This is a genomic window from Corynebacterium sp. UMB2355A, from assembly GCF_033877495.1.
GTDB lineage: Bacteria > Actinomycetota > Actinomycetes > Mycobacteriales > Mycobacteriaceae > Corynebacterium > Corynebacterium pseudogenitalium.
Map to the genome: position 1 here is coordinate 1,256,022 of NZ_CP138855.1, position 25,599 is coordinate 1,281,620.

General features: G+C 62.1%; 18 protein-coding genes and 2 CRISPR repeat arrays. Of the genes, 12 read left to right on the forward strand and 6 right to left on the reverse strand.

Features of this window, described 5'->3' with window-relative positions; genetic code table 11:
- The first annotated feature begins 14 nt into the window (after positions 1-14).
- Both gluC and R0V12_RS05915 read left to right on the forward strand, forming a co-directional pair.
- Complete coding sequence (gluC, locus tag R0V12_RS05910) at positions 15-701, forward strand: glutamate ABC transporter permease GluC (RefSeq protein ID WP_320072292.1); 687 nt, start codon at positions 15-17, stop codon at positions 699-701.
- Complete coding sequence (locus R0V12_RS05915) at positions 701-1,639, forward strand: amino acid ABC transporter permease (protein WP_070975415.1); 939 nt, start codon at positions 701-703, stop codon at positions 1,637-1,639. Before gluC ends, R0V12_RS05915 begins: the two co-directional genes overlap by 1 nt.
- A 382-nt stretch (positions 1,640-2,021) precedes the next feature.
- Here the strand turns inward: R0V12_RS05915 and R0V12_RS05920 are convergent, their stop codons facing one another.
- From R0V12_RS05920 to R0V12_RS05930, 3 genes are all read right to left on the reverse strand, one after another.
- Entirely contained in the window at positions 2,022-2,915 is an 894-nt protein-coding gene (locus tag R0V12_RS05920; RefSeq protein WP_320072293.1) for an ADP-ribosylglycohydrolase family protein, read from the reverse strand.
- Between the two features lie 425 nt (positions 2,916-3,340).
- Entirely contained in the window at positions 3,341-5,293 is a 1,953-nt protein-coding gene (locus R0V12_RS05925) for an ABC transporter ATP-binding protein (protein WP_320072294.1), read from the reverse strand.
- The gene (locus R0V12_RS05930) at positions 5,293-7,011 is read right to left on the reverse strand and encodes an ABC transporter ATP-binding protein (RefSeq protein WP_320072295.1); all 1,719 of its coding nucleotides are present in this window, start codon (positions 7,009-7,011) and stop codon (positions 5,293-5,295) included. The genes R0V12_RS05925 and R0V12_RS05930 overlap by 1 nt, the downstream gene beginning before the upstream one ends.
- A gap of 1,113 nt (positions 7,012-8,124) precedes the next feature.
- A CRISPR array of direct repeats spans positions 8,125-8,946; the repeat unit is 28 nt.
- 73 nt (positions 8,947-9,019) lie between these two features.
- Positions 9,020-10,328: direct repeats of the CRISPR family, unit length 28 nt; unit sequence GGCTCATCCCCGCAGGCGCGGGGAACAC.
- 272 nt (positions 10,329-10,600) lie between these two features.
- Here R0V12_RS05930 and cas3 point away from each other — a divergent pair.
- The 9 genes from cas3 (at position 10,601) to R0V12_RS05975 (ending at position 20,938) form a co-directional block, all read left to right on the forward strand.
- A complete protein-coding gene (cas3, locus tag R0V12_RS05935) occupies positions 10,601-13,387 on the forward strand; it encodes a CRISPR-associated helicase Cas3' (protein WP_320072296.1) in 2,787 nt (928 codons plus the stop codon).
- A gap of 58 nt (positions 13,388-13,445) precedes the next feature.
- Entirely contained in the window at positions 13,446-15,149 is a 1,704-nt protein-coding gene (casA, locus tag R0V12_RS05940; protein WP_320072297.1) for a type I-E CRISPR-associated protein Cse1/CasA, read from the forward strand.
- A complete protein-coding gene (gene casB / locus R0V12_RS05945) occupies positions 15,142-15,771 on the forward strand; it encodes a type I-E CRISPR-associated protein Cse2/CasB (protein WP_320072298.1) in 630 nt (209 codons plus the stop codon). The genes casA and casB overlap by 8 nt, the downstream gene beginning before the upstream one ends.
- Positions 15,772-15,795: 24 nt before the next feature.
- Entirely contained in the window at positions 15,796-16,926 is a 1,131-nt protein-coding gene (gene cas7e, locus R0V12_RS05950) for a type I-E CRISPR-associated protein Cas7/Cse4/CasC (protein WP_320072299.1), read from the forward strand.
- Positions 16,923-17,645: a type I-E CRISPR-associated protein Cas5/CasD gene (gene cas5e, locus R0V12_RS05955; RefSeq protein ID WP_320072300.1), complete on the forward strand. Its 723-nt coding sequence runs from the start codon at positions 16,923-16,925 to the stop codon at positions 17,643-17,645. Before cas7e ends, cas5e begins: the two co-directional genes overlap by 4 nt.
- Positions 17,642-18,352, forward strand: coding sequence for a type I-E CRISPR-associated protein Cas6/Cse3/CasE (gene cas6e, locus R0V12_RS05960; RefSeq protein ID WP_320072301.1), 711 nt, complete (start codon positions 17,642-17,644; stop codon positions 18,350-18,352). Before cas5e ends, cas6e begins: the two co-directional genes overlap by 4 nt.
- Before the next feature lie 8 nt (positions 18,353-18,360).
- Positions 18,361-19,299: a type I-E CRISPR-associated endonuclease Cas1e gene (gene cas1e / locus R0V12_RS05965; protein WP_320072302.1), complete on the forward strand. Its 939-nt coding sequence runs from the start codon at positions 18,361-18,363 to the stop codon at positions 19,297-19,299.
- Positions 19,296-19,652, forward strand: coding sequence for a type I-E CRISPR-associated endoribonuclease Cas2e (gene cas2e / locus R0V12_RS05970; RefSeq protein ID WP_070361634.1), 357 nt, complete (start codon positions 19,296-19,298; stop codon positions 19,650-19,652). The genes cas1e and cas2e overlap by 4 nt, the downstream gene beginning before the upstream one ends.
- Before the next feature lie 281 nt (positions 19,653-19,933).
- Positions 19,934-20,938 carry a hypothetical protein gene (locus tag R0V12_RS05975; RefSeq protein WP_320072303.1) on the forward strand — a complete coding sequence of 335 codons (1,005 nt, stop codon included), beginning with the start codon at positions 19,934-19,936 and terminating at the stop codon, positions 20,936-20,938.
- 152 nt (positions 20,939-21,090) lie between these two features.
- On the opposite strand, the gene R0V12_RS05980 is transcribed toward R0V12_RS05975, so the two are convergent.
- The 3 genes from R0V12_RS05980 to R0V12_RS05990 all read right to left on the reverse strand — a co-directional run bounded on the left by R0V12_RS05980 (position 21,091) and on the right by R0V12_RS05990 (position 24,264).
- Complete coding sequence (locus R0V12_RS05980; protein WP_320072304.1) at positions 21,091-22,713, reverse strand: MFS transporter; 1,623 nt, start codon at positions 22,711-22,713, stop codon at positions 21,091-21,093.
- A gap of 2 nt (positions 22,714-22,715) precedes the next feature.
- Complete coding sequence (locus R0V12_RS05985; RefSeq protein WP_070478651.1) at positions 22,716-23,150, reverse strand: DUF2871 domain-containing protein; 435 nt, start codon at positions 23,148-23,150, stop codon at positions 22,716-22,718.
- Positions 23,151-23,406: 256 nt separating this feature from the next.
- Positions 23,407-24,264, reverse strand: a complete 858-nt coding sequence (locus R0V12_RS05990) for a hypothetical protein (RefSeq protein WP_320072305.1) — start codon at positions 24,262-24,264, stop codon at positions 23,407-23,409.
- A 164-nt stretch (positions 24,265-24,428) separates the two neighbouring features.
- Between R0V12_RS05990 and R0V12_RS05995 the strand changes: the two genes are divergently transcribed.
- Positions 24,429-25,568: an NAD(P)-dependent malic enzyme gene (locus tag R0V12_RS05995; RefSeq protein WP_320072306.1), complete on the forward strand. Its 1,140-nt coding sequence runs from the start codon at positions 24,429-24,431 to the stop codon at positions 25,566-25,568.
- Positions 25,569-25,599 lie beyond the last annotated feature (31 nt).

A 25,599-nucleotide genomic window follows, 5' to 3' on the forward strand; every position in this document is an offset into this window, starting at 1 on the left:
AAGGCAGGAACATCATGTCCACACTCTGGTCCGACCTGGGCCCGCAGCTCTTGGCAGCCTTCTGGCTGACCATCAAGCTCACCATCTACTCCGCAATCGGCTCCATGATTGTGGGCACGATCCTCACCGCGATGCGAGTCGCACCCATCCCCGTGCTGCGCGCGATGTCGACGTTCTACATCAACGTCGTGCGCAACACACCCCTGACCCTCATCATCATCTTCTGCTCCTTCGGGCTCTACCAAAACCTCGGCATCACCCTCGCTGATAGAGAGTCCGCGACGTTCCTGGTAGACAACAACTTCCGCCTCGCCGTACTCGGGTTCATCATTTACACCTCGGCGTTCGTCGCGGAATCGCTGCGCTCCGGCATCAACACCGTCCACTTCGGGCAAGCCGAAGCCGCCCGATCCCTCGGACTCAGCTTCGGCCAAACATTCAGCAACATCATCTTCCCCCAAGCCGTCCGCGCAGCCATCGTACCGCTCGGCAACACGCTCATCGCGCTGACGAAAAACACCACCATCGCATCCGCAATCGGTGTCGCCGAAGCATCCCTCCTGATGAAATCCACCATCGAAAACCACGCCAACATGCTCTTCCCCATCTTCGGGATCTTCGCACTCGGCTTCATCATCCTCACCCTGCCAACCGGCCTCGCCCTTGGCGCCCTCTCCGAACGCATGGCGGTGAAAAAATAATGAGCGTCCGCGCAACAGTACTTTACGACGTCCCCGGCCCCAACGGCCGCCGCACCAACCGCATCCTCACCGGCATCAGCCTCGCCGTCTGCCTCGGCATTGCCGCATGGGTCTTCTGGAAACTGCAGGCCAACGGACAACTCGCCGCCGCGAAATGGACTCCGTTCCTCAACTCCCAAACCTGGACCACCTACATCCTCCCCGGCCTCATGGGCACCCTCAAAGCCGCGGTGGCATCCATCCTGCTCGCGCTGGCCGTCGGCATCCTCCTCGGCCTCGGCAGGCTGTCCCGCAATCGTTTTGTTCGTTGGGTGTGTGGCGTCATCGTCGAGATCTTCCGAGCCATCCCAGTGCTCCTCCTCATGATCTTCGCCTACCAACTCTTCGCCATCTACCACCTCGCCCCGCCAAAGCACCTGGCGTTCGCCGCCGTCGTCTTCGGGCTCACCATGTACAACGGGTCCGTCATCGCCGAAATCCTCCGCTCCGGCATCAAAAGCCTCCCCAAAGGCCAAACCGAAGCCGCCGAAGCACTCGGCCTCACCTACCCGCAAACCATGCGGACCATCCTGCTGCCCCAAGCCATCGCCGCCATGCTGCCAGCCCTGATCGCCCAAATGATCATCGCGCTCAAAGACTCCGCACTCGGCTACCAGATCGGCTACGTCGAAGTCGTCCGCTCCGGCATCCAAAGCGCATCCGCCAACCAGAACTTCCTGGCATCGCTGGCCGTCGTGGCCATTATCATGATCCTCATCAACTGGGGACTCACCGTCCTCGCCCAACGCGTCGAACGCCAACTGCGCGCCGGCCGCGCCCGCCGCAACATCTTCGCCAAGGTGCCCGAACTCGCCGACCAGGGGTTGGACACCAAGGACAACGTCAACGTCGACTGGCATGACCCCGACTACGTGGAGATCCGGAACCCGGACGAATAGGGGCTTGGTTTTTGGGGGTGCACACACCAAATTCCTGGTTTTCGGCAGCCGGGTTTGGAAAAGCCCAGGTCGCTGGGAGTCGGTGAGGGAATGTGGTGTCGCGTCAGCGAGTGCGAGTGACAAAGGACGCAATTCCTGCTGGGGGAGGGGATAAAAGCCCAGGTCGTGAAAATGGGGTTGCGTGCTTTGGCACTGAGGCGAGGGGGAGTGCACCAAATTCTCCCTCGTGGCGTTGGCGACCTGGGGAAACGCCGAAGGCTTTTCTGGAATCAAGGAATGTGGTGTACGCGAGGATTGGCAATGCACCAAATTCCTGGATTCTGGCAGCCGGGTTTGAAAAAGCCCAGGTCGCTGGGGGCTGGCGAGGGAATGTGGTGCGCGCCTAGGAGAGGAGGGCGTCCACCAGTTCGAGGGCGTCCTCGACGGAAAACTCCTCGGGGCGGTTCGCGTTGTGGGTGGAGTAGGCGTCGATAATGTGGCGCCACCTGCGAGGAATCCCCTCCTCCCCGTACACCGCACCCAGGAACGCGCCGGCAATCGCGGCGTTTGTGTCCGTGTCGCCGCCCATCCCGACAATCGCGACGAGGTCCTCCTCGAAGGAGACACCGTTCGCGACGAAATAGCACACAATATTCCAGGCGAACTGCACGTACCCCATCTGCTGGCTATAAACATCCACGGGAAGGTACTGTATGAACTCCCTAATTGTCGACGCCTCATCCCCAGCCGCCGCGAGCAGCGCCTCGCAAGGATCCTGGCCACTGATCGTGCGGGCGAGCGCCTCACAATACATACCGTTGATGGCCACCGGGTACTCGTTGGGGTGGGTGAGGCGAGCGTCGGTGCGGGCGTGGTCGCCGGCGAGCTGCGGGTCGTGCGCGTACGCGATGCCGATCGGGCTGACCCGCATCAACGCACCATTCGACTTGCTAGCCGCATTCGGCGCAAACGGTGGCCGAAGCGCAGCCGCACACGTATTGCCGATATCCGGCGGGAACGACGCCGCCCACCGCACATACGACTCGAACACGTCCTTTTCTTCATACCCGCCGCAGCGCACCATGCTGCGGGCAAGCGCCAGCGCCAGCTCCGAATCATCAGTGGCCTGGCCCGGCGCGACATTGAACGGGCCGCCGCCAGTGAGTTCGCGGACGCCATCCGGGAACCGGGAGCGAATCTGCGCGGGGGAAGAGAACTCGACTAGCGCGCCGAGGTTATCGCCAATGATCTGGCCGTACATGGCGCCTCGGGCCCGCGCGCGTAATGACTGATCCATGATGGGTTCCTTTCTCTGGTGGTTGTTGGGGGCCATCGGGGGTTGCAAGTATCAGGATACGAACGGGACCCGACACGGCAGGCGTATTAGGCGAGACTATGTTCGAGGTTGGGGTACCAGTGCCAGAGGACGCAATTCCTGTTGGATGAAGGGGTAAAAGCCCAGGTCGCGAAAAGGGGGTTGCGTCCTTTGGCACTGGGGTGAGGGGGAGTGCACCAAATTCCCTCTCGTGGTGTTGACGACCTGGGGAAACGCCGAGGGGGTCTGGCGGAAAACGGGAATGTGGTGTCTGGGCGGGGGACACGCGCACCAGATTCCTGGTTTTTCGGCAGCCGGGTTTGGAAAAGCCCAGGTCGGCGGGGGTACGGGAGGGAATGTGGTGCGCACGGGGCCTCAGCGGGGCCTCAGCGGGCCCACCGAGGGGCCTAGTCCTCGGCGAAGCCGGCCTGGTTGAGCTCCCAGTAGGCGCCGCGGCGGGCAAGGAGGGAGGCGTGGTCGCCTTGTTCGACGATGTGGCCGTCCTGCATGACCAGGATGAGGTCGGCGTCGCGGATGGTGGAGAGCCGGTGGGCGATGACGAAGCTGGTGCGGTCGGCCTGGAGGGCGGCCATGGCGTGCTGCACCATCAGCTCGGTGCGGGTGTCCACGCTGGAGGTGGCTTCGTCGAGGATGAGCAGGGACGGCTTCGACACGAAGGCGCGCGCAATGGTGATCAGTTGGCGTTCGCCGGCGGAGAGGGCGCCGCCGTCCTGGTCGATGACGGTGTGGTAGCCGTCGGGGAGGGTGTGCACGAAGCGGTCGACAAGGGTGGCTTTGGCGGCGGCGATCACGTCCTCGTCGGTGGCGTCGAGGCGGCCGTAGCGGATGTTTTCCAGGATGGTGCCTTCGAAGAGGGTGGCGTCCTGAAGCACCATGCCGACCTGGCTGCGCAAGTCCTGGCGCAACATCGACTGCGTATCGACGCCATCAAGGAGAATCTGACCCGAGTCGATGTCGTAGAAGCGCATCAACAGGTTGACCAGGGTGGTTTTGCCGGCGCCGGTCGGCCCGACGATGGCGACCTTCTGGCCCGGCTGCACCTCCAGGTTGAGGTCCTGGATGAGGGGAGTGTCGGTGTAGGAGAAGTGGACGTCGATAAATTGGACGTGCCCGGAGGCGCGCTTCGGGCTGGTGTGTGACTCGCGGGGTTCCTCGGGGGCGTCGAGGAACTCGAAGACGCGCTCGGCGGACGCGACGCCGCTTTGCACCATCTGAGCCATACCGCCGAGCTCCCCGAGCGGCTGGTTGAACTGGCGCGAATACTGGATGAACGCCGTCGCCGCGCCGAGCGTGAGCGAACCGTTGGCGACCTTCAGGCCACCGAAAACCGCGATGAGGACGTAGGACAGGTAGGAGATGAACTGCATGATCGGCATCATGAGCCCGGAAAGGAACTGCGCGGAGGCGGAGGCGGTGTAGAGGTCGTGGTTGCGGGCGTCGAAAATTTCTTGGGAGGCGTCCTGGCGGCCGAAGAGCGTGAGCACCTCGTGGCCCGAGAAAGACTCCTCGATGTGCCCGTTGAGCTGGCCCGTTGCGCGCCACTGCTGCTTGAAGTGACGCTGCGACCGCTTGCCGATCACCCCAACCACCAGGCCCGTGAGCGGAATCGAGACGAGGGCGAGGAGGGTGAGCTGCCACGACACCGTAAACATCATCGCCATGATGCCCAACACCATCAGCACCGACTGCAACGCCTGCGACAGCGCCTGCTGCAACGTCTGCTGCACATTATCGACGTCGTTCGTGGTGCGCGACAGGATATCACCGCGCTGGCCGCGGTCAAAGTAGCTCAGCGGCACCCGGTTCAGCTTCGCCTCCACCTGGGCGCGCAGGCGGTAAATCTCGCGCATGACCATGCGGTTCAGCAAGAAACCCTGCAGCCACATCAGCAGGCTGGCGCCGACGTACAGCGCCAGCACCGCCAGGATCAGCTCGCCGAGGCGCGAGAAATCGACGCCCACACCAGGGGCCACATCCATCCCGGACAGCATGTCCGCGAAGGTGTCCTGGCCGCCCGCGCGCAGGCCCTCAATCACCTGCTCCTGGGTCGCGCGGCCAGGCAAGTGGGCGCCGATCGCGCCCGAAAAGATGACGTCCATCGCGTGGCCCATCACGCGCGGGGCGTACACATTCAGCCCGACGGACACGCACACCAGCGCCACCACCAGGGCAAACAACGCCTTGTGCGGGGCCAGCAGACCGACCAGCCGCTTCGCCGACGGCCAGAAGTTCTTCGCGGAGCGCGGGGCGCCGCCGAAGTGGCCGTCCATGGAGCCCTCGAGCTTCTGGATTTCCTCGTCGGTGAGTTCGACGTGGTCCTTGCTTTGATGTGCGGCCATTATTTTGCCTCCACAGTCTGCTGGGAACGGACAATTTCCTGATACGTCGGCGAAGACTGTAGCAGCTCATCGTGGGTGCCGCGGGCCACGATACGGCCGGCGTCAAGCACCAGGATCTGGTCCGCGTTCTGGATCGAGCTGACACGCTGCGCCACCACGATCACCGTCGCCTCGGCGACGTGCTCGGCGAGCGCTGTGCGCAGCCGCGCGTCCGTGGTCATGTCGAGCGCGGAGAAGGAGTCGTCGAACAGGAGGACGCCACGCCGCTCCACGATCGCACGCGCGATGCAGAGGCGCTGGCGCTGCCCGCCGGACACGTTCGTGCCGCCCTGGGAAATCGGCATCTCCAAGTCATCCACGAAGGTGGCCTGCGCGATCTCGAGCGCCCGCCACAGCTGCTCATCCGTCGCATCCGGGCTGGCCACACGCAAATTCGACGCCACCGTCCCCGAGAACAAATACGGCTTCTGCGGCACCATCGCCACCGCATCCACCAGCTGCCCACGGCGTAACGACGCCACATCCCGACCACCAACCAGCACCCGACCGCCCGTCGGCGCGTAGAGGCGCGGAATCAACCCCAACAACGTCGACTTGCCCGAGCCCGTCGAGCCGATAATCGCGGTCGTTTCGCCAGGGTTGGCCTGGAAGGAAATGCCGTCCAACACCGGCTCCTCCGCGCCCGGGTACGTGAAGGTCACGTCCTCGAAAGAGACGGTGCTGTCTGTCGGGTCGCTGGCTGCGCTGGTGTGTGGCTCGGTCAGCGACGGCTCGTGCTTCAGCACCTCCGTAATGCGGGTGGCGCACACCAGGGCGCGCGGGAGCATCATCGCCATGAACGCGCCCATCATCACCGCGGCGAGGATTTGTAGGAGGTACTGCAAGAACGCCGTCAACAACCCGACCTGCACCTCACCCGCATCCACACGGTGGCCGCCGAACCAGAGGACCGCCGCCGTCGCCAGGTTCAGGATCAGCATGATCAGCGGGAACATCATCACAAACAAATTGCCGATCCGCAGACTCAACCGCGTGAGGTCGGCGTTGGCGGCGTCGAAACGCTCGGACTCGAACTCCTCCCGCGTAAACGCGCGGACCACGCGCACGCCCGCGATCTGCTCGCGGAGCACGCCATTAATACGGTCAATCTTCGACTGCATCGAGCGGAACAACGGCAGCAGCAGGCCGATCAGCGCCGCCACAACCACCGCCAACACAAGAACAGAAACCGCGACCAGCCAACTCATCCCCGGATCCTCCCGAACCGCCATGACCACGCCGCCGACCATCATGATCGGCACCGCCACCATAAAGTTCAAGAACATCAAGAACACCTGCTGGACCTGCTGCACGTCATTCGTCCCGCGCGTAATCAGCGTCGCCGATCCGAAGTGCGACATGTCCTCCGCCGAGAACCGCGACACCCGACCAAACACCTCCTCGCGGATATCGCGACCCGTGCCCATCGAAGCCCTAGAACCGAACCACACCGCCGCACACGCCGCGATCACCTGCACAAACGCCACGGCCAGCATCACGCCACCGGTGCGCCAGATGAAGGGAACGTCACCTTGGGAGACGCCTTCGTCGATAATTTTTGCGTTCAGGCTGGGCAAGTAGAGCGTCGCCGCAGTCGTGATTGCCTGCAGCAACACCACCGCGAGCATCGCGCCGCGGTATGGGCGCGCGTGCCTGCGCAGGAGCCTTACGAGGTCCATGGGCGGTCCTTTACAGATTGTGGAATTGGAAAGTTTGATTGTAGGCGTCATTTTTTGGGGGGACAGGTAGTGATGATGAGTTTGCTCGAGATTTTGTGAACAGAATTGCGTTTTTGCTTGCGTCCCACTTTTCGCTTTCCGACGCCCACTTCGCCCCCACCGCGCCAACCGGGTACCATGGAACGCGGTCAGTCACCATTGCCTGTCACATTGCTTGGCTCTGATGACAGCAACAGCGTGACGACCTCCTTTCGGGTCTGGTGGGGCCCGAACCTAAAGGGCCTGGTGGGGCCCATGGTGGGGCAGCCCGCGCGGTACTACGGTACGGCGCGGGCTGTTTTGGTTGGGGGTGGGTGGTGTTGGGCTTGAGGTTAGCGGGTTTTGATGGCTTTTGGCTTTTGAAGGCTTCTCCCGGTCTGGCTGTCTGGCTGTCTGACCCACCCCGCCGCTCCAGAATTGTTCCCCGGACCTACGGGTCTTGGGAACTTTCTTCGTAGACAGGCGTCGTGACCTGGAGAAACGTAGGTACTGGTCGACGGGAGCGGGTCTGAAACGCAAAATGGTTCCCGAGCGCGGGAACTATTTTGCTGGTCGATGGTTAGTGTTGGATACGAAACGGATAGGCCGTATACTGGCGAGAGTGAAACGGGAAAACGCCCGTACAATACAGGTCACAGGCCCTCACTTTCGTGAGGGCCTGCCCTTTTTGTTGAGGTGGACGTGTCGTGACCGAAGGTATATCCGGATGGATCTATCTGGATCGGCCTACAACAAGTGAATTCGATCCAAGGAGAGGGCGTCGGTAGATCGTGGTTGATTAGGCAACCAAGCTCCCCTTCGATAAGACAATTCGCCCTGGATTTTCCCAGCGAATGGCGTGCTACGGCAGAAAGTGCATGGATTCTATAAACTGCCAAAAGACCGGACCACCGCACAAACGCAGGGAACACCCTTGAAAACGTATTGCGTCGAGACTCAACGAGCTCATCCCCGCAAGCACATGGAGCGTTAAAGACCTCGTCACAAAGCCTCAGAAAAGAACACACTATGTGGCTCTTTCCCACCCGCTCGGGGGCGCACGGCGCACCAGGCATCCCGATCCAAACAGTGTTGGGCTCATCCCCGCGAGCGCGGGGAGCACCGAGTGCGCCGTTATGCGGCCCGCGAAGGGTCGGGCTCATCCCCGCGAGCGCGGGGAGCACATCGGTGGTGCACCTACGAAAGCGTTATTGATGGGCTCATCCCCGCAGGCGTGGGGAGCACAGACCGTTACGGGCCACACGGTCGGTGCCCGCCGGCTCATCCCCGCAGGCGCGGGGAGCACAGCGCCCCGGAAGCGGCAACAGCCTTGTTCACGGGCTCATCCCCGCAGGCGCGGGGAGCACGAAATTCACCCGGTGGAATTCGACGAGGAGCTGGGCTCATCCCCGCAGGCGCGGGGAGCACCGCAAAAATCAATGGCCTCGAACCCCAATGAGGGGCTCATCCCCGCAGGCGCGGGGAGCACCAATCACGTCCCGTCACCTCCTTCATCTTCAGCGGCTCATCCCCGCAGGCGCGGGGAGCACGGGGCGTTGACGTTTGAGGCGTGGGCGCGTGAGGGCTCATCCCCGCAGGCGCGGGGAGCACGCACTCGAGGTTCCGTTTAAGGACGCCCTCGTGGGCTCATCCCCGCAGGCGCGGGGAGCACGAGCTTCGGGATTTGATTCGTGGCTTCGAGATGGGCTCATCCCCGCAGGCGCGGGGAGCACGCGTGCTGGCAATGCAAACAAGCGAAAGAGTGGGGCTCATCCCCGCAGGCGCGGGGAGCACGCCGTTTGCATTTCATGCGCTGTTCCTCCGTGGGGCTCATCCCCGCAGGCGCGGGGAGCACGGACATCGGCGGTCGGCTCCTTTTCGGTAGTGGGGCTCATCCCCGCAGGCGCGGGGAGCACGGTGGGGGTGTTCCCGAAGTTTTCCCAGTCGCGGGGAGCACGCGGGGTTGAGTTTTACAGTCGTGCACGGTTCAGGCTCATCCCCGCAGGCGCGGGGAGCACCACCTCGCGCACGGCGGTATCGACGAGGCAGTGGGCTCATCCCCGCAGGCGCGGGGAGCACCTCAAAAGATAGTCGCTAATTGACCTGCCAAACGGCTCATCCCCGCAGGCGCGGGGAGCACGCAATGGGTCGCCTGATTCGGGCGGGGGAGCCGGGCTCATCCCCGCAGGCGCGGGGAACACCCGTCACGATTACGCGCATGCCTTTGGCCAGTGGGCTCATCCCCGCAGGCGCGGGGAACACAGCTTCGCCTTATCAAACTCGGTTCCCAGCTGAGGCTCATCCCCGCAGGCGCGGGGAACACGAGCACTGGACTGAATTGTCCGATGGCACCCGGGGCTCATCCCCGCAGGCGCGGGGAACACAGACCTCGCCGTCCGTGAGGTGGCGGGTTGGGGGGCTCATCCCCGCAGGCGCGGGGAACACCGGCCTGGTTCTGGGTCGGTTGCTGAGGCGTCGGGCTCATCCCCGCAGGCGCGGGGAACACAGCTTCTCGACATGCTCCGCCACCCGCGTATCCGGCTCATCCCCGCAGGCGCGGGGAACACCCAGTGCTTGCCCGGCATCGTCCACGGGTGATGGGCTCATCCCCGCAGGCGCGGGGAACACTTCTCCCCGGCGCGCCCCATGATGGAAGGAGACGGCTCATCCCCGCAGGCGCGGGGAACACGGCTTCGAGATGCGCTGTGTGTGAGGCGCAAGGGGCTCATCCCCGCAGGCGCGGGGAACACTGCGATGGAACGGCGAGATCGGGCCCGTCAAGGGGCTCATCCCCGCAGGCGCGGGGAACACACAACCGGGGGTTCAAACCGGGCAAGGGTGCGCGGCTCATCCCCGCAGGCGCGGGGAACACAGGCCGGGAAACTTCGATAGCGCGCGCCGCGCCGGCTCATCCCCGCAGGCGCGGGGAACACGGGTTGCCGAGTCCCATGAGGCCACTGTCGATGGGCTCATCCCCGCAGGCGCGGGGAACACCCAACCGGTCATAATTGCTGCTCATGCGGTCACGGCTCATCCCCGCAGGCGCGGGGAACACTTTACTGATGGCTAGGCGAAAGCTGATTGGGGGGGCTCATCCCCGCAGGCGCGGGGAACACTCGCGGGTGGTGTGCCCCGGCTCTTCATTGGACGGCTCATCCCCGCAGGCGCGGGGAACACGGTCAGGGGCAACATTTTCACGAGATGAAACAGGGCTCATCCCCGCAGGCGCGGGGAACACACTGGCGGTAGCAATTGGATTTTTGGGCGGTGGGGCTCATCCCCGCAGGCGCGGGGAACACACTTGCTGAGCTGCAAGTTTTGGAGCCTGTACCGCATTCTACATACGACTTGCGATCGGAACATAACCCCGCCGACGCAGGGAGAATCTAAAGCCTCGATCCAATCAAGGCTCATCCCTGCCGAAGCGGGGATACTTAGAATTTAGTGCCTGAATCTGCCGTGCTCAAAAGAGTTAAGTATTTTTTCGTTAACTGATTAGAGCGGGTTCCGGGTTGCATTGGTATGAAACACTTGCTATAACTTGAAGCAACATCGACAAAAGGATTAAAACATGAGGCCCGGACACGAACTGCCAGAAAGCACGCTCGAGACAGCTCAGCTGTTCGAAAAGTGGGTCTCGAAACGCTCCCCGCAGGCGCAGTCTCTTTGGGCCAAGTCCGGCGATGAGACTGGCCATCTTTCAGTTCCCCAGCATCTAGTAGATGCAGCCTGTGCCGCAGCTGCGGTGTTCGACGTATGGGTCGCCGATAACATCAAACGCGAGATCGCGGGGCATCTAGCAATCACCGTCGAGGAGCTCCGCACTTTTTATATTTGGCTCGCTGGCACTCACGACGCGGGGAAGATTACCCGCTCTTTCCAGACCCAGCTTCAGGATCGAGCCGGGTACGAGCATATCATCAATGCCATTGTCGATACTGGCCTTGACCTCGAAAAAGATGAACTTCTGAAGATGCCGCACGGCAGGAGTTCGGGAGTCATCCTGAGGCGCTGGCTGGAAACACAAGGCATGCCGCGAACGATGGCTACTTGGGTTGGGTCGACAGGGGACGCGCACCACGGAGTCGCGTCGACAGGCGACGAGAAGACAGCCGTTGAAAACGAATTCAGCAAGTACCCAGCGGCATGGCTAGGCGTTCAAGACGAAATTGTCAGCGCAATGACGACGACGCTGCACGCGCAACCGGTCCTAGACAAAATCGGAAAGATCGAGGACCCCGAGGCGGGGGTTGCGCAGTTCCTGACTGGCTTGGTGGTCATTGCGGACTGGATAGCGTCGAACGCTGAGGCGTTTCCGATGGTCGTCGATAAAGGACAGGTCGAGAGGCTGCGGTCGGGGATGGCGCGGACCGATCTCACGGCTCCGTGGCATCCAACTACGCCGATCAGTGACATCGACGAGTTATATCGAGCATCATTCGCCTGGCCCCAACACTTCAATGCGCGCAACGTGCAACGCGCACTCGCTGAAGCTGCGCGACGCGCAACCCGGCCCACGCTGTTCATTCTTGAGGCGGAGACTGGCGTCGGCAAGACTGAGGCGGCGCTTGCAGCAGCACACATCATCGCTGATCAGACTGGTGCACAGGGCATCTATTTTGCGGCCCCCACTATGGCCACTGCGAACGGGCTACTGGAGCGAACCATCGACTGGGCGCGCAACACCTCAGGCGTTGGCGCTGTCACGTCGCTGTACCTCGCGCACTCCAAAAACCAGCTCTCACGGGCAGCAATGAGTCTGCCGCGCGGGATCGCCGAAGACGAAACGTCGAACCGCGGTGATGTGATCGCGAGCAGCTGGATGCGAGGGAGACGTCGCGGCCTCCTCTCAAACATTGTCGTTGGCACTATTGACCAAGTCTTAATGATGTCGCTCATGCAACGCTTTTCGATGCTGCGTCACGCCGCGCTAGCAGGAAAGGTCATCATTTTCGACGAGGTTCATGCCTATGACGCCTACACTTCCGAATACCTCGAAACCACACTTGAGTGGCTTGCGTACTACGGCGCGAGCGTCATTATGATGTCTGCGACGCTGCCGGCCCAGCGACGGGCCTCGCTCGTCGAAGCGTACACCGGGGTGGCTCCCGAGGAAGCACCACACGGCTACCCGCTGATTACGGTCGCTGACGAGTCAGCAACGACGTACATCACGCCACCCCCAAATCCAACCAACATGGTGGCCACCATCGAGCACATCGACGACTCACTCGACACTCTTCGAGGCACGCTCGACAACCTGCTTATCAACGGCGGCTGCGCCCTTATCATCTGCAACACCATTGCCCGCGCCCAAGATGCGTACCGGGAGCTCAAAACCCAGTATGCGGACGACATCGAACTGCACCACGCCGGCTTCATCGCCTGGGAACGATCGCAAAAGGAAGACGCACTCCGGGAACAACTCGGCCCGCACGCGCGACGTGGCGCAGGTCGCCCATACCGCAAGGTTGTTGTTGCTACCCAAGTCGCCGAGCAGAGTTTGGACATCGACGCCGACGTACTGATCACCGACATCGCGCCGATGGACCTCGCCGTACAGCGCGCTGGCCGTCTCCAGCGTCACAGTCGCCCGGTCGATGACCGGCCACCACTGCTACGGGATCCGAAAATCTTTATCCGCGGCATGCTCTCGCCAATGCCAGCCCCTGAATTCGATGGTGGCGCGATGGCCATTTACGATCCCCAGATTCTTCTTTCCACCCTGCTCCATCTGCCCACGACGTTCCATCGGCCAGACGACATCGAAGAACTCGTCCAGTCAACATATGACCTGGACACGACCGTAGTACCCGACGAGATGCAGCAGATCTGGGACGAAGCCGCTGGAGCAAGTCGACTAAGGCAGCATAACGCGCGAGAACGCTCGAAGTCTTTCCGGACTCCATCCCCGTTCTGCTCGACTCGACTCAATGAATTCTTCAAGGACAGTAAGGCCGTGCTGAACCTGGACAGGGAAGAAGCCGGCGCCGCGCAGGTTCGCGACGCGGAGCCCGCCGTCGAAGTGATTCCGATTATCGAGACTGACTACGGGTACCGGCTATGGGGCGTCGATAAGGAAGTACTTGCCGACGCCGAGCCTGACTATCAGACGGCATTCCAACTCGCATCAAGCACTGTGCGACTCCCGGCGCGCCTGACGCGATACGAGAGCGACTTCAACATCGTCATGGATGCGCTCGAGGAAAATACCCCTGTCACCTGGAGTAAGCACTACCTACTCAACGGCCAACTCGCACTTCCCCTCGACGAGGACGGCGAAACAAGGATCGGCCGATTCCTCGTTCGCTACAGCAGCGAGCTCGGAATCGAAGTCTCGTTCGAAAGGGGTGAGTAGTGGTGTCCCCTCCACCGCTACGCTGTAGTCATACGCACAACAATGAGAGAAAGGAGTGATGAACGTGACATTCAACCTCGTACATGAACCGTGGATCTGCACCACAACGACTGACGGCGACAAAGTCCTCAGCTTGCAGCAAATTTTCGACGGCACCGAGCAGCCACTCAGCGTCGTTGGCGACTCACCGACACAGGACTACGCGGTGCTCCGAGTGCTGCTTGCCATTTACTGGCGAGCGCACCACCATCACCTCAAGAGTTCAGTACCCACCGGCCGACGAAGCCGAGGTTTCCGCTGGGAGTCGTGGTTCCAGGAACAGCGCAACCAGGCGAGACAGCACCAGCGCGATGACATCGTTCTTGCTTATCTGAAAGAATACGAACACCGCTTCAATCTGATCGACGATGAAGTGCCGTTCATGCAGGTCGCAAACCTGCATACCAGCAAGAATTCAAACTCACCCATCTCGCGGATTCTCCCAGACGCCGAAGCAGATTTCTTCACCATGCGCACCGGCGCAGGGCGCGCCTCCATTTCGTTCCCGGAGGCAGCCAGGTGGCTGATCCACCAGCACGCCTACGATTACTCCGGTATCAAATCTGGCGCTGCAGATGACCCGCGCGCCTCAGGTGGCAAAGGCTACCCGATCGGGACCGGGTGGGCTGGCATGACCGGCGGAACGGTCGTACGCGGCGACACACTGCAAGAAACACTGGTGCTCAATACGGTAAAGGAAGCAGTAGACCCGACGGCCACCGGAGATTTACCGGCCTGGGAACGCGACCCCGATACCGCTAACCAGCGATTGTTCGACCCCAGTGCGCCCAAGGAAGGCGTGATGCCGAACGGCCCTGCTGACTTGGCAACCTGGCAAACCCGACGCATCCGGCTCTTCCCAGAGGGAGACCGCGTCACCAGAGTGCTCGTCTGCAATGGTGACCGCATCCCAGACGCAGGAAAGAATGTTTTCGGCGACCCGATGACGCCATACCGGTACAGCCCGAATCAGAGTAAGAAAGACCTCACCGCGTACTACCCGAAGCCATACGATTCAGAGCGCACCGTGTGGAACTCGATCGATGCACTCCTTGTCAGCGAAAATGACGCCGGGTTTGGCGGAAAGAACCTGGCCCCGATCAAACCCGCAACACTCGCAAATCTGGCGGAGATTGCCGACGTGACCGGGGAGCAAGAACTGCTCGACATCGCCATTGTCTCCATAGCTTACGGCCCTCAGAGTTCTTCTGTCGGCACCGTGATCAGCGGCGAAATCGGGCTGCCCCTCTATCTGCTGCAGAACAATGAGTATTCCACCACCGACCGGCAACGTGTCCGCGCGGCCGCCCAGGCGGTGCGCGATACAGCGGTTTGCCTCGGCTGGTTTGAAGGACAACTCGCGGTCGCGGCAGGCGGAGAGTACAGCTTCGGCACCAAGTCGGCGGACCGACTCTACGCCCTTCTCGAACCCGAGTTCATGACGTGGCTCCGGAATCTCAACATCGACGACGTAGCCTCCGAGTGCGTGCGCTGGCAGGAACTCGTCCGGGATAGCGCACTCGAGCTTGCAGCGGAACTCGTCCGAGGAGCAGGACCCAAAGCCATGATCGGCCGCCTCGATAGCACTGAAGACGGCAAAGGCCGTGTGATCAACGCCGGATCCATCCATAACCAGCTGCTTCGGAAGCTGCGCGACGCCCTTCCGCTTCTTGCCCAGCGAAACGCCGACCGCACATCACAACAGGGAGAAAACCATGACTAAACCCACCCTCCGCGCCGCAGTAGGGGCAACGGCGACGCGGCTACAGAACCACTACCTAGAGCAAGCCTATACCGCTCTAGGAGCTAGCGCCCGCGGATCGCTTGCCGACCTGCGCAAATATGCCTCAATAGGATTGGAGCATAACCCGCTCGCACTCCAAGACGTGCTCATGCTGCTGCAACCGGAACTCAGTGATCAAGAACTGGGAAAGTCTGACAAGCCCTCCCCAAGCGAGTACGCAGCGTTCTACGCACTCGCCCTGTTCGGGGTCCACATGCAAAGTGCACGCACACCGGCGCACAAGCAGGGAGATTCGTTCGCACTCGCATGTGGTCAGCTCTACAGAAAAACTGAGTCCAACTCAATAAAGCAGCGGTTCGACGCGATGCAGGTTGCTCTGGATTTCCCATCACGGATCACCCATCTACGTTCACTCGTCAGCCTGCTTCGCTCGCAAGACTTGCCGTTTGATTACGGGCAATTCGCCGGGGATCTCCGATCGCTCCAAAACCCAAAGTACCGGGACGGCGTTTTGCTGCGGTGGGGTAGAGACTTCGCCATCGGAACACTCCGGCCCTCTGCCCAGGCAGAAGCACAAGAACTCGACAACGCAATCCGCTAACTTCTACTTTTCGAAAGGACAATCATGTCTCTCATCATCGATATCCACGCACTTCAGACAGTCCCGCCTTCACTCATCAACCGCGACGATACCGGCGCCCCTAAGACAGCCGTGTTCGGCGGCGTCCCACGTCAGCGCGTCTCCTCCCAGTCCTGGAAGCGCGCAATCCGGAAGTATTTCGGCGAGCACTTCGACCCAGAATCCATCGGCGACCGCTCCAAGCGCCTTCCAGAAAAAATTGCTAAGCAGCTTGTCAAAGTTGCCGGCATCTCCCAGGAAGACGCGATCAAGCGCACGGAGCAGCTCTTCAGCGCTGTAAAGATCAAGACCGTCGTGGAGAAGCCAAAGAAGGGCGACGACACCGAGCACAACCCGTGGCCACAAACCACATACCTGATCTTCCTCAGCCCACAGCAAATCGACCGCGCTGTCCGTGAACTTGCTGAGCGCGACGGTCAGAAGTTCACCAAGGCCGAAGCAACAGCCATTTTGGACACCAACCACAGCGTGGACATGTCTATGTTCGGTCGCATGGTCGCGGATGACGCATCCTTCAATGTCGACGCAGCAGTCCAGGTAGCGCACGCCATCGGCGTGCACGCATCCGCACCTGAATTCGACTTCTACACCGCCGTCGACGACCTTGCCGAACAAGGCGAAGAAACAGGCGCTGGGATGCTGGGCACTGTACAGATGATGTCCTCCAGCCTCTACCGCTACGCCACCATCAACGTCGACGGCCTGAAGAAAAACCTCGAGTCCACCGATGCCACGATTAAGGCTGTCGAGCAGTTCATCGAGGCATTCGTCGCGTCCATGCCAACTGGCAAGATCAATACCTTTGCCAACCAGACTCTCCCCGAGCTCGTGTTTGTGACCGTCCGCGATACCCGCCCAGTCTCCCTCGTCACTGCTTTTGAAGACGCGGTGACTGCAACCGAGCAACTCGACCGTCGCCACGTAGCAGCAGCACGTCTTGCCGACGAGGCACGCGCAATTCAGGACACCTACGGCTTCGTCCCCACCAGCCAATACGTCCTCGGTCTCGGCGATATCGCCGCGCCATTCGACGGCCTCGCGGAGCGCGTAACACTGAAGGAGCTGGGCGAACGCGTCGCAGCCGACGTTGCCACCGCACTAGGTGATGACGCATGAGTTCCTCCCTACTCCTCCTACTGAAAGGGCCCCTACAGTCATGGGGTGATGAGTCTCGGCACAAAATACGTGCTACTGCGCTCACACCGACGAAATCGGGCATCATCGGACTCATCGCTGCAGCACAGGGGCGGCGTCGAACGGACCCAGTCGAAGACCTCACTCGCCTCCGGCTCGGAGTGCGCGTTGACCAGTCAGGCAGCCTACTGCGCGACTATCAGACGGCCCAGCCCTGGCTTACCGACCCGAACGCATCCGCGGAGCTCATCACCCGATACTTCCTCAGCGACGCTGCGTTCGTAGTAGCTGTCGAATCGGACGACCGTGCCCTGCTGGAGGGCATCGCGGAAGCACTACGCGCTCCCGCATTCCCACTCTTCATGGGCCGAAGGTCATGTCCGGTGCACCCAGGACTAGTGATCGGCATCGTCGACACCGACGCGGAAACTGCGCTGCGCGAGCATCCTACGTGGCATGCAACAGCACAGCACAAGCGTGAAGCGCCAAAACACGTCCACTTGGCGCTCTACCGGGATGCGGACGAGGAAGAACAAGGCGGAGTCCGGCGACAGGACGTGCCCATAAGCTTCGACCCGCAGCACCGACGCTACGGGTGGCGTGACGTTCTGCGCGTAGAGGACGTCGCTATCGATAATCCCGATGGAACTGAATCGCTGGTAGACAGCGACGTCTTCTTCGAAACGGTGATCAAGGCATGAGCAATACATTCACAAGGATCCTCATTAACCCTGCCCGACGCCAAGGCAGGAGACTGCTCACCGACTCCCAAGCGATGCACGCCGCCGTACGCAGTGCGTTCCCGCCGGATCTCGATGAGACTTCAGGGCGGGTGCTGTGGCGCGTCGATAGCCACGAGCACACCCACGTGCTCTACATCGTGGGGCCCGAAAAACCGACCGCTGACTCCATCGTGGAACAGGCAGGGTGGGATACCCGGCCGGCGAAGATCGCCGACTACAACCGCTTCCTCGACAGCATCATGAAAGGGCAGCGCTGGCGGTTCGAACTCGTCGCCAACCCAACGTATAGCGAGTTTCAGCAAGGTAAGCGGGGCAAAGTCAAGGCGCACGTTTCCCCGCGTCACCAGCTGGGATGGCTTCGGAAAAAGTCACTCGCGCATGGGTTTGCGCTCGCACCAGGCCTCGACGACGAGGTCAGCGACGAAGAGCGCGCACGCTGGGACGCGTTTGAAGCGCCGGCAGTTATCCAAAGCTGGACCGACGTGTTTCACCGGAAGAAGGCCGACGGCACCAAAGGCAGGCCCGTACGGATCGCCAAGGCCCGCTTTTCCGGGGTCCTGGAAGTCACTGACGTCGAAGCTTTTCGACGCACCCTCACCCAAGGCATCGGACGTGGTCGCGGCTACGGCTGTGGCCTCCTAACGCTGGCCGCTCCCACCAAATAGGTGCTGAGATGCCAACGCCTCATGAACTCCCGGTCACTCGCCGTGCACTCGCGCGAATGAGTGATCGGCTGTCCTTCCTTTACACGGAACGGTGCGTGGTCAACCGCGACGGCAACGCGTTGACGATCACCGACCAACGCGGCACCGCACACGTCCCCGCGACACAGCTGGCAGTGCTCCTGCTCGGCCCCGGAACCCGGATCACCTACGCCGCCATGGCACTACTCGGTGACGCAGGCACCAGCACAGTCTGGGTCGGCGAGCGCGGTGTCCGCTACTACGCATCCGGACGCCCACCCGCAAAGTCATCACGAATGGCGCTGCTTCAGGCGGAAGTCGTAACGCACCAGCGCAAACGGCTCGACTGCGCCAGGAAAATGTACAGCCTCCGATTCCCAGGAGAAGACGTCTCTGCGCTCACCATGGCGCAGCTACGAGGCAGGGAAGGCGCCCGCATGAAACGCGTCTACGCCGCCGAGGCCGAGCGAACCGGCGTGTACTGGGACCGACGAAGCTATGACGCGAACGACTTCGACTCCGGCACACCCATCAACCAAGCGCTCACCGCAGCAAGCGCAGCGCTCTACGGCATTGCTCACGCGGTCATCGCTGGGCTTGGGTTCGTTCCCGCACTCGGAGTTGTCCACACCGGCACAGACCGCGCGTTCGTCTACGACATCGCCGACCTGTACAAAGCCGAGATCGCCATCCCCGCCGCGTTCGACGCAGTAGCTGAAGCGAAAGGGAAACCGCATATCGAGGTGCGACGGAAGGTGCGCGACGCCGTCGTCGAAAAGCGACTTATGCAGCGCATGGTCAAAGACCTCCAATACGTCATGGACGTACCCGAAGAAGAACTCTACAGCGACGTCGAACTCATGCTGTGGAGCGAATTGGAAGTCATCTCTGCAGGCGTCAACTGGGCAGAGGAAGAGGCAATGCAATGATGGTGCTCATCGTCACCGCATGCCCGGCGGGCCTGCGCGGCGACCTGACAAAGTGGCTCATGGAACTCAGCCCAGGTGTCTTCGTGGGCACCCCATCAGCTCGCATCCGAGACCTACTCTGGGACCGCACCATCGAGCTCTGCAAAGACGGCAGGGCACTGCTCGTCTACAGCTCAAATAACGAGCAAGGTATGGAGTTCCGCGAGCACCGGCACGCCTGGAAACCCACAGACTTCGACGGCATCACGCTCATGATGCGCGAGAACGCGCGAGCACCAAAACGGCGTACCGGATGGAGCAAAGCACGACGGCAGCGCATCGCATACGAGCGAGACAGGCGGACTTCGTCTTAGGTCATGGCCAATTCCAGGGAAACTGATAGGGCTGGGCGGTCGAAAGGGTAGGCCTGAAATAGTTCCCGCATCCCGGGAACTATTTTGGGGTTTGAGACGGTTCCGGTCGACCACCTCTTACGTTTCCCCAGGTCGCGACGCATGTCTACGAAGAAAAGTCCCCGGTTTCAAAAAACGTTGGGAGCTTTCTCGGCGGGCGGTGGGCGGCGGGCGGGGCTAGGGGCGTCGAAAAATAATAAGGACCGAGGGAGCCGAACACGCCGTCGTTACGTCTAAACGGTATGAACACTCTCTACAACGGCATGACCATCGACCTCGACACACCCCTGATCCACCAAAAACAGCGAAGACCAAACCATGCATACCAGCAGGTCAGCGTGCGTCGCTACCTACAAAACGAACACTGCCTGCAACCATGGCAAGTACAAAACAATGCGCGTTACCACCCCCAAAACGTCATGTACCCCGCCCCGGCAGCAGTCCGTGCAATCGCACATGCGGTAGAACAACCCGGCAGCATCATCTCTGGATTCTCGGCACTCGCGCTCTACGGGTTGCCATATCTCGTCGAAGGCGCCGACACCACCTTGGTGACCACCTCCGGCCACACCAGCGTAGCCGGGGCCTGCCGTCCGACAATCCGCCGATCACGGATCTCACTTGCAACATGGACCGTCACCCACCGAGGTGTACCACTGCAAGCGGTCACACCACTTACCGCCGTAATACAGGCACTTGTGCAGGTCAAACGTGGTGAGCACCGGTGGAGTACCATCACTGTAGAAGGCCTTGCCCCCGAAGAGGTCAGAGGTATCCAACTAGTTGACTGTGTGCGACGTTTTTGGGACATCACACCCAGCAGCATCGCCAAGGCAGCTCGGCACAAAATTGACGCCACATGGCTGCACAAGGTGCTACGACACAGCAGCGTATTGGCGGACTCACCAAAAGAAACTGAAATGCGCCTGCTGGTTGCCGCCCTGGCCAACCGGTACGGCTGCACAGTCGAAGAACAAGTGCCGCTGAGAGTCGGTGACCAGCTTGTCACAGTGTTTGACCTTGCCATTCCCGAGTTGAAGATTGCCGTCATGTACGACGGCGCACATCACTCCGATTACCAACAGCGGAATAAGGACTCCTCCATCACCTTAAAGATGATTCGGCAAGGTTGGACACCGGCGCGGTGTTCGGCGGCCACGATGTTTGAGTGCCTCACCTTGATCGAAGAGCTGATGCAGGAAGGCCGGGTTCGTGTGCAGGCCAGAAAAGTTCCCAACGGATTTTGAATAACGGGAACTTTCTTCATGGACATGCGTCGCCACCTGCGGAAACACGAGTGCCGGTCGACGGGAGCGGGCCTGAAACCCAAAATGGTTCCCCGGCGCGGGAACTTTTTCGGAGGGGCAAGGCGGGGCGGAGCTGGGGACGTGGCAGGGCCCTACGCCTGAACACCCGCCGCCCTCCGCACCTGCAGCGCGCCGACGAACCCGAGGGCCAGGAAGGCGGTGGCGGCGAGGAGGGACCAGCGGGCGGCGTCGGCCATGCCCTCGCTGAGGGCCTGCACGACGACGGCGGTTTGGTCGCCGAATGCGCTGGCTGCGCCCTCCATGCGGAGTTGGGTGATGGCGGAGCCGGCGGATTGGCGGGTGGCGGTGGAGGTGGCGTCGGCAAGGGGGCCGGTGATGCCGGCGGCCGTCAGTGTTTTGGGGAGGGCGATGGCGAGGGCTATCGAGAAGACGGAACCGGAGACCGCGGTGCCCAGGGCGGAGCCGATCTGGCGGACGGTGCTTTGGGTGGCGGAGCCCTGGCCGGAGCGCTGCACTGGGATGTCTCGCAGGACGGTGCCGGTGAGCTGCGCCGATGCCAGGCCTAGGCCGAGGCCGTAGAGAGTGAGTGGGGCGGCGATGAGCCAACCGCTGGTGTTTGCACCCATGACGGAGGCGAGGATGATGACGCCCACAACCTCGAGGGCGAGGCCGATCAGGACGGTGCCCGGCGCGCCGAAGCGGGCGGCGACGTGGCGGGCTGCCGCGCCGGAGAGGAATGCGCCGACGGCCATCGCGGCCAGGACGAGGCCGGCGGACATGACGGACAGGCCCAGCGCATTAATAAGGTAGAGCGGCAAAATGAAGATGATGGCGAATTCGCCGATGGCGACGGCGCCGGCGGTGATGTTGCCCCAGGAGAAGGTGGAGTAGGAGAACAGGCCCAAGTCGAGGAGCGCGGAGCGTTCCACGCGCTTGCGGTGCTGTTCCCAGCGGATGAAGAGGGCAAATGCGACGGCGGAGATCGCAAGTGCGACGGGGACGGGGGAGACCGGGGCGGTGGTGGGCCAGGTCCAGCCGAACACGGTCAGGGGTTCCTTGGGGGTCCACCAGCCGAGGTCGGGTGCCTCGATGATGGCGAAGACGAGAGTGCCGAAGGCGATGGCGCTGAGCTGGGCGCCGTCGACGTCGATGCCGGGCAGCTTGTCGGGGCTGCGGGTCTCGCGGACGGTGAGCACCGCGCCGATGGCGACGATCACGCCGATTGGCACGTTGACCAGGAAGATCCAGTGCCAGGACACCCACTGCGTCAGTGCGCCACCGGCCAGGGGGCCGACGGCGGCGGCTCCAGAGATCACGGCGCCCCACACACCGAAGGCGGCCGCGCGGTACTTCCCGCGGAACACCGCGTTTACCGTCGAAAGGGTTGACGGCATGATGAGGGCAGCACCGACGGCTTGCACTGCACGGGCGGAAATGAGGGTCGAGGCGGACGTCGAAAAGCCGGCGAGGACGCTGCCCGCGACGAACACCCCGAGGCCCGCGAGGAAGGCGCGCTTGCGGCCCCACGAATCCGCAATCTTGCCCGTGGACAGCAACAACGCGGCGAGCAGCACCGCGTACAGACTGTTCACCCACTGTGCCTGGGTGAGGTCCAGGCCGAGGTCAGTAATTATCGACGGCAACGCCACGCCAACGATCGTGCCGTCGAGAACGATGACCCCGAGCCCCACCGAGAGGACGGCGAGGCTGATCCAGTCGCGACGCGTTGGCGTGGTGGCCTCTGCTTCGTTCATCACTAGCGCCTTACTGATTCCGGCTCAACAGACTTGAGCGCGCGACCGAGCGCCGCCATGAACAAGCCCAACGCAACCGTGATCGCGATGTGGCCCAAGCCCGCGATACCCGCGATCATCGCCGTGGACTCCTTGCCCTGCACGGTGAGGATGCCGTGCCAGACCATCATGCCCGAGGTCATGAGCACGCCGACGTTGTACACCCAGAAGAACCAAGTGAACAGCTTGCCGGACCGCGAAACCCGGAACAGTTTCTCCAACACCAAGAAAATCAACGACATGACGAACCCGAGCACCAGCAAGTGCGTGTGCGTCACGCCGAGCTGCGTGAACTGGCCTTCCGGGAAATCATTCGCGCGGGTGAACTCGCGGTAGAACAACCCCGCGCCCAACCCAAGCACCAAGTACAACACTGCTGCCCTGTACAACTTCTGCACGGTACACACTCCTTCTACAACCGCCGACACCGGCGGGAAATCCATTGACACCATCAATGGTGCTGGAGCGGGCGCAGAAATTAATCGCGCAGCAGGTTGAACATTGCGTCAACCGAACGGTTGAGTGGGGTTAGCGCTTGAGCCCATCCACGAACTGCGCGACCTTGGGTTCTCCCACCAGGTACGCGGCGTAAAGGCCCAGCCCTCCGATGCCGATCACGATCGACAGCGTAAGCCCCAAGACCATGTCCTCCTGCTATCGGCTTAGGGGTTCCCCGGCCTTGATCTTCGAGGACAACACCTCAAACTCGGTGGCTACCCGCTTCATCCAGGGCTGGCCGGGTGGGCGCATTCTGGTGACGGGTGCGAGGAGGCCGGGGGCGTCGTCGTGAATCCCGCACGACTCGGGCTGCGTGCGCGTGTAGGAGGGAACTTCCGTGCTGGCACGGCAGGACTTCGCGGTTACGGAGGTGAGTTTCCACTCGTACCAGGGCTTACCGTTCGGGGTTTCGGTAGTGCTGGTCTGCGAGATCACGCCAACGAATGAGAGGGGGTTGCCGGAGTCATCGACGAGCCAGGCGGGCCCGCCGGAGTCGCCCTGGATGAGGGTGTCATCAGACTCCACCTTGATCACGCCGTCACCTGCGCCCTGGAGGCTGCCACACACAACTTTGCGCTGCTTTACCGAGTTAGCGCACACTTCCATACCGGACTCCAGGGTGCCGTAATCTACGACGGTATCGCCCGAAAACACGTTCTGGCCTGCGATAACATCCTCGTAGAGCCTGACGGCCATGACGTCGTCGTTTTTGAAGCGGGCGTCGATAAGCCCGGCGCGAGTGCTGTAGCCCACCGCTTGACTGTTCTTATACAGGACCTCTCCTGGACTCTGGGTGAAGCAGTGGCGCGCGACGTACACCGTTTTCGACGCCGCATCGACGTAGCCAACCTGGCACTTCGTGATGCCGACCTCAACAATGTCGCCTTGGTTCACCACGACGCCGGCGGTGTAGCGCACGGAGCTGAGGTCCGCAGCAGCGTTGGGAGCGGCGGCACCCGATAACGCCAGCGTTGCGGCTAGCGCTGCGGCTCCGAGTTTAGTTGCGCGTTGCACCTGCGCTCCTTTTGGGCGAAAAACAACATAGGTAAAGTCATCTTAGCCTAGTCCACCGCCACATTTCCCATGTTTCACGTGAAACACATCGGGGTTAACCCATAGACCCGGACACACCACAGCTGTACTATGAGGTCAATCTTTAGGATGATGAAAGGGAAATCATGCAGGAACAGCCAACGACAGACGAGATATTCGCAGCTCACGAGGGCGGCAAGCTCTCCATCCAATCGCGGATGGAGGTGAACACCATGCGGGACCTCGCCATCTGCTACACGCCGGGGGTAGCGGAGGTGTGCGAGGCGATCGCGCAAGTACCCGCCAAGGCACGCCACTACACGGGGGCAGGGAACACCGTCGCCGTCGTCACCGACGGCACCGCGGTCCTCGGCCTCGGCGACATCGGCCCCCAGGCATCCCTGCCCGTCATGGAAGGAAAAGCCCAGCTCTTCCAACAATTCGCCGGGCTGAACTCCTTCCCGATCGTCCTCGACACCCAGGACGTCGACGAAATCGTCGACACCGTCGTGCGAATCGCGCCCTCCTTCGCGGCCATCAACCTCGAAGACATCGCCGCGCCACGCTGCTTCGACATCGAACGCCGCCTCGACGAACGCCTCAACATCCCCGTCATGCACGACGACCAGCACGGCACCGCCGTCGTTATCTATGCGGCACTACGCAACGCCGCGCGCGTCCTCGGCCGCACCCTCGCCGACCTGCGCGTGGTCATCTCCGGCGCCGGAGCCGCGGGCATCGCATGCGTCGACATGCTTCTCGACGCCGGCATCCACGACATCATCGTCCTCGACTCCCAAGGCCCCATCCACGCCGACCGCGCCGGCCTCACCCCCGTCAAACAGTCCCTCGCCGCGCGCACCAACCCGCGCAACATCCACACCACCGTCGACGACGCCCTCCGCGACGCCGACACCTTCATCGGACTGTCCCGCGGCCACATCACCGAAGAGCAAGTCCTCCTCATGGCCGAGGCACCCATCCTGTTCTCGCTGGCCAACCCCACCCCGGAGATTGAGCCGGAGGTTGCGCGGAAGCACGGAGGGGTCGTCGCAACGGGGCGCTCAGACATGCCCAATCAAATCAACAACGTCCTCGCGTTCCCCGGCATCTTCCGCGGCGCCATCGACGCCGGCGCCACCCGCATCACCCGCCCCATGCTGCTCGCCGCCTCCGAAGCCATCGCCTCACTTATCGACGCCCCCACCGCCCACAACATCGTCCCCCAAGCACTCGACCCCCGCGTGGCACCGGCCGTCGCCAAGGCGGTAGCGGACGCCGTGTAACAGAACAGGTAGCAGGGGGCGATAGTCGCAG

Excerpts from the sequence above, each read along its gene's own strand:
- gluC (WP_320072292.1), top strand. The coding sequence starts at position 15 with ATGTCCACACTCTGGTCCGACCTGGGCCCGCAGCTCTTGGCAGCCTTC.
- R0V12_RS05915 (WP_070975415.1), top strand. The coding sequence starts at position 701 with ATGAGCGTCCGCGCAACAGTACTTTACGACGTCCCCGGCCCCAACGGC.
- R0V12_RS05920 (WP_320072293.1), bottom strand. The coding sequence starts at position 2,915 with ATGGATCAGTCATTACGCGCGCGGGCCCGAGGCGCCATGTACGGCCAG.
- R0V12_RS05925 (WP_320072294.1), bottom strand. The coding sequence starts at position 5,293 with ATGGCCGCACATCAAAGCAAGGACCACGTCGAACTCACCGACGAGGAA.
- R0V12_RS05930 (WP_320072295.1), bottom strand. The coding sequence starts at position 7,011 with ATGGACCTCGTAAGGCTCCTGCGCAGGCACGCGCGCCCATACCGCGGC.
- cas3 (WP_320072296.1), top strand. The coding sequence starts at position 10,601 with ATGAGGCCCGGACACGAACTGCCAGAAAGCACGCTCGAGACAGCTCAG.
- casA (WP_320072297.1), top strand. The coding sequence starts at position 13,446 with ATGAACGTGACATTCAACCTCGTACATGAACCGTGGATCTGCACCACA.
- casB (WP_320072298.1), top strand. The coding sequence starts at position 15,142 with ATGACTAAACCCACCCTCCGCGCCGCAGTAGGGGCAACGGCGACGCGG.
- cas7e (WP_320072299.1), top strand. The coding sequence starts at position 15,796 with ATGTCTCTCATCATCGATATCCACGCACTTCAGACAGTCCCGCCTTCA.
- cas5e (WP_320072300.1), top strand. The coding sequence starts at position 16,923 with ATGAGTTCCTCCCTACTCCTCCTACTGAAAGGGCCCCTACAGTCATGG.
- cas6e (WP_320072301.1), top strand. The coding sequence starts at position 17,642 with ATGAGCAATACATTCACAAGGATCCTCATTAACCCTGCCCGACGCCAA.
- cas1e (WP_320072302.1), top strand. The coding sequence starts at position 18,361 with ATGCCAACGCCTCATGAACTCCCGGTCACTCGCCGTGCACTCGCGCGA.
- cas2e (WP_070361634.1), top strand. The coding sequence starts at position 19,296 with ATGATGGTGCTCATCGTCACCGCATGCCCGGCGGGCCTGCGCGGCGAC.
- R0V12_RS05975 (WP_320072303.1), top strand. The coding sequence starts at position 19,934 with ATGAACACTCTCTACAACGGCATGACCATCGACCTCGACACACCCCTG.
- R0V12_RS05980 (WP_320072304.1), bottom strand. The coding sequence starts at position 22,713 with ATGAACGAAGCAGAGGCCACCACGCCAACGCGTCGCGACTGGATCAGC.
- R0V12_RS05995 (WP_320072306.1), top strand. The coding sequence starts at position 24,429 with ATGCAGGAACAGCCAACGACAGACGAGATATTCGCAGCTCACGAGGGC.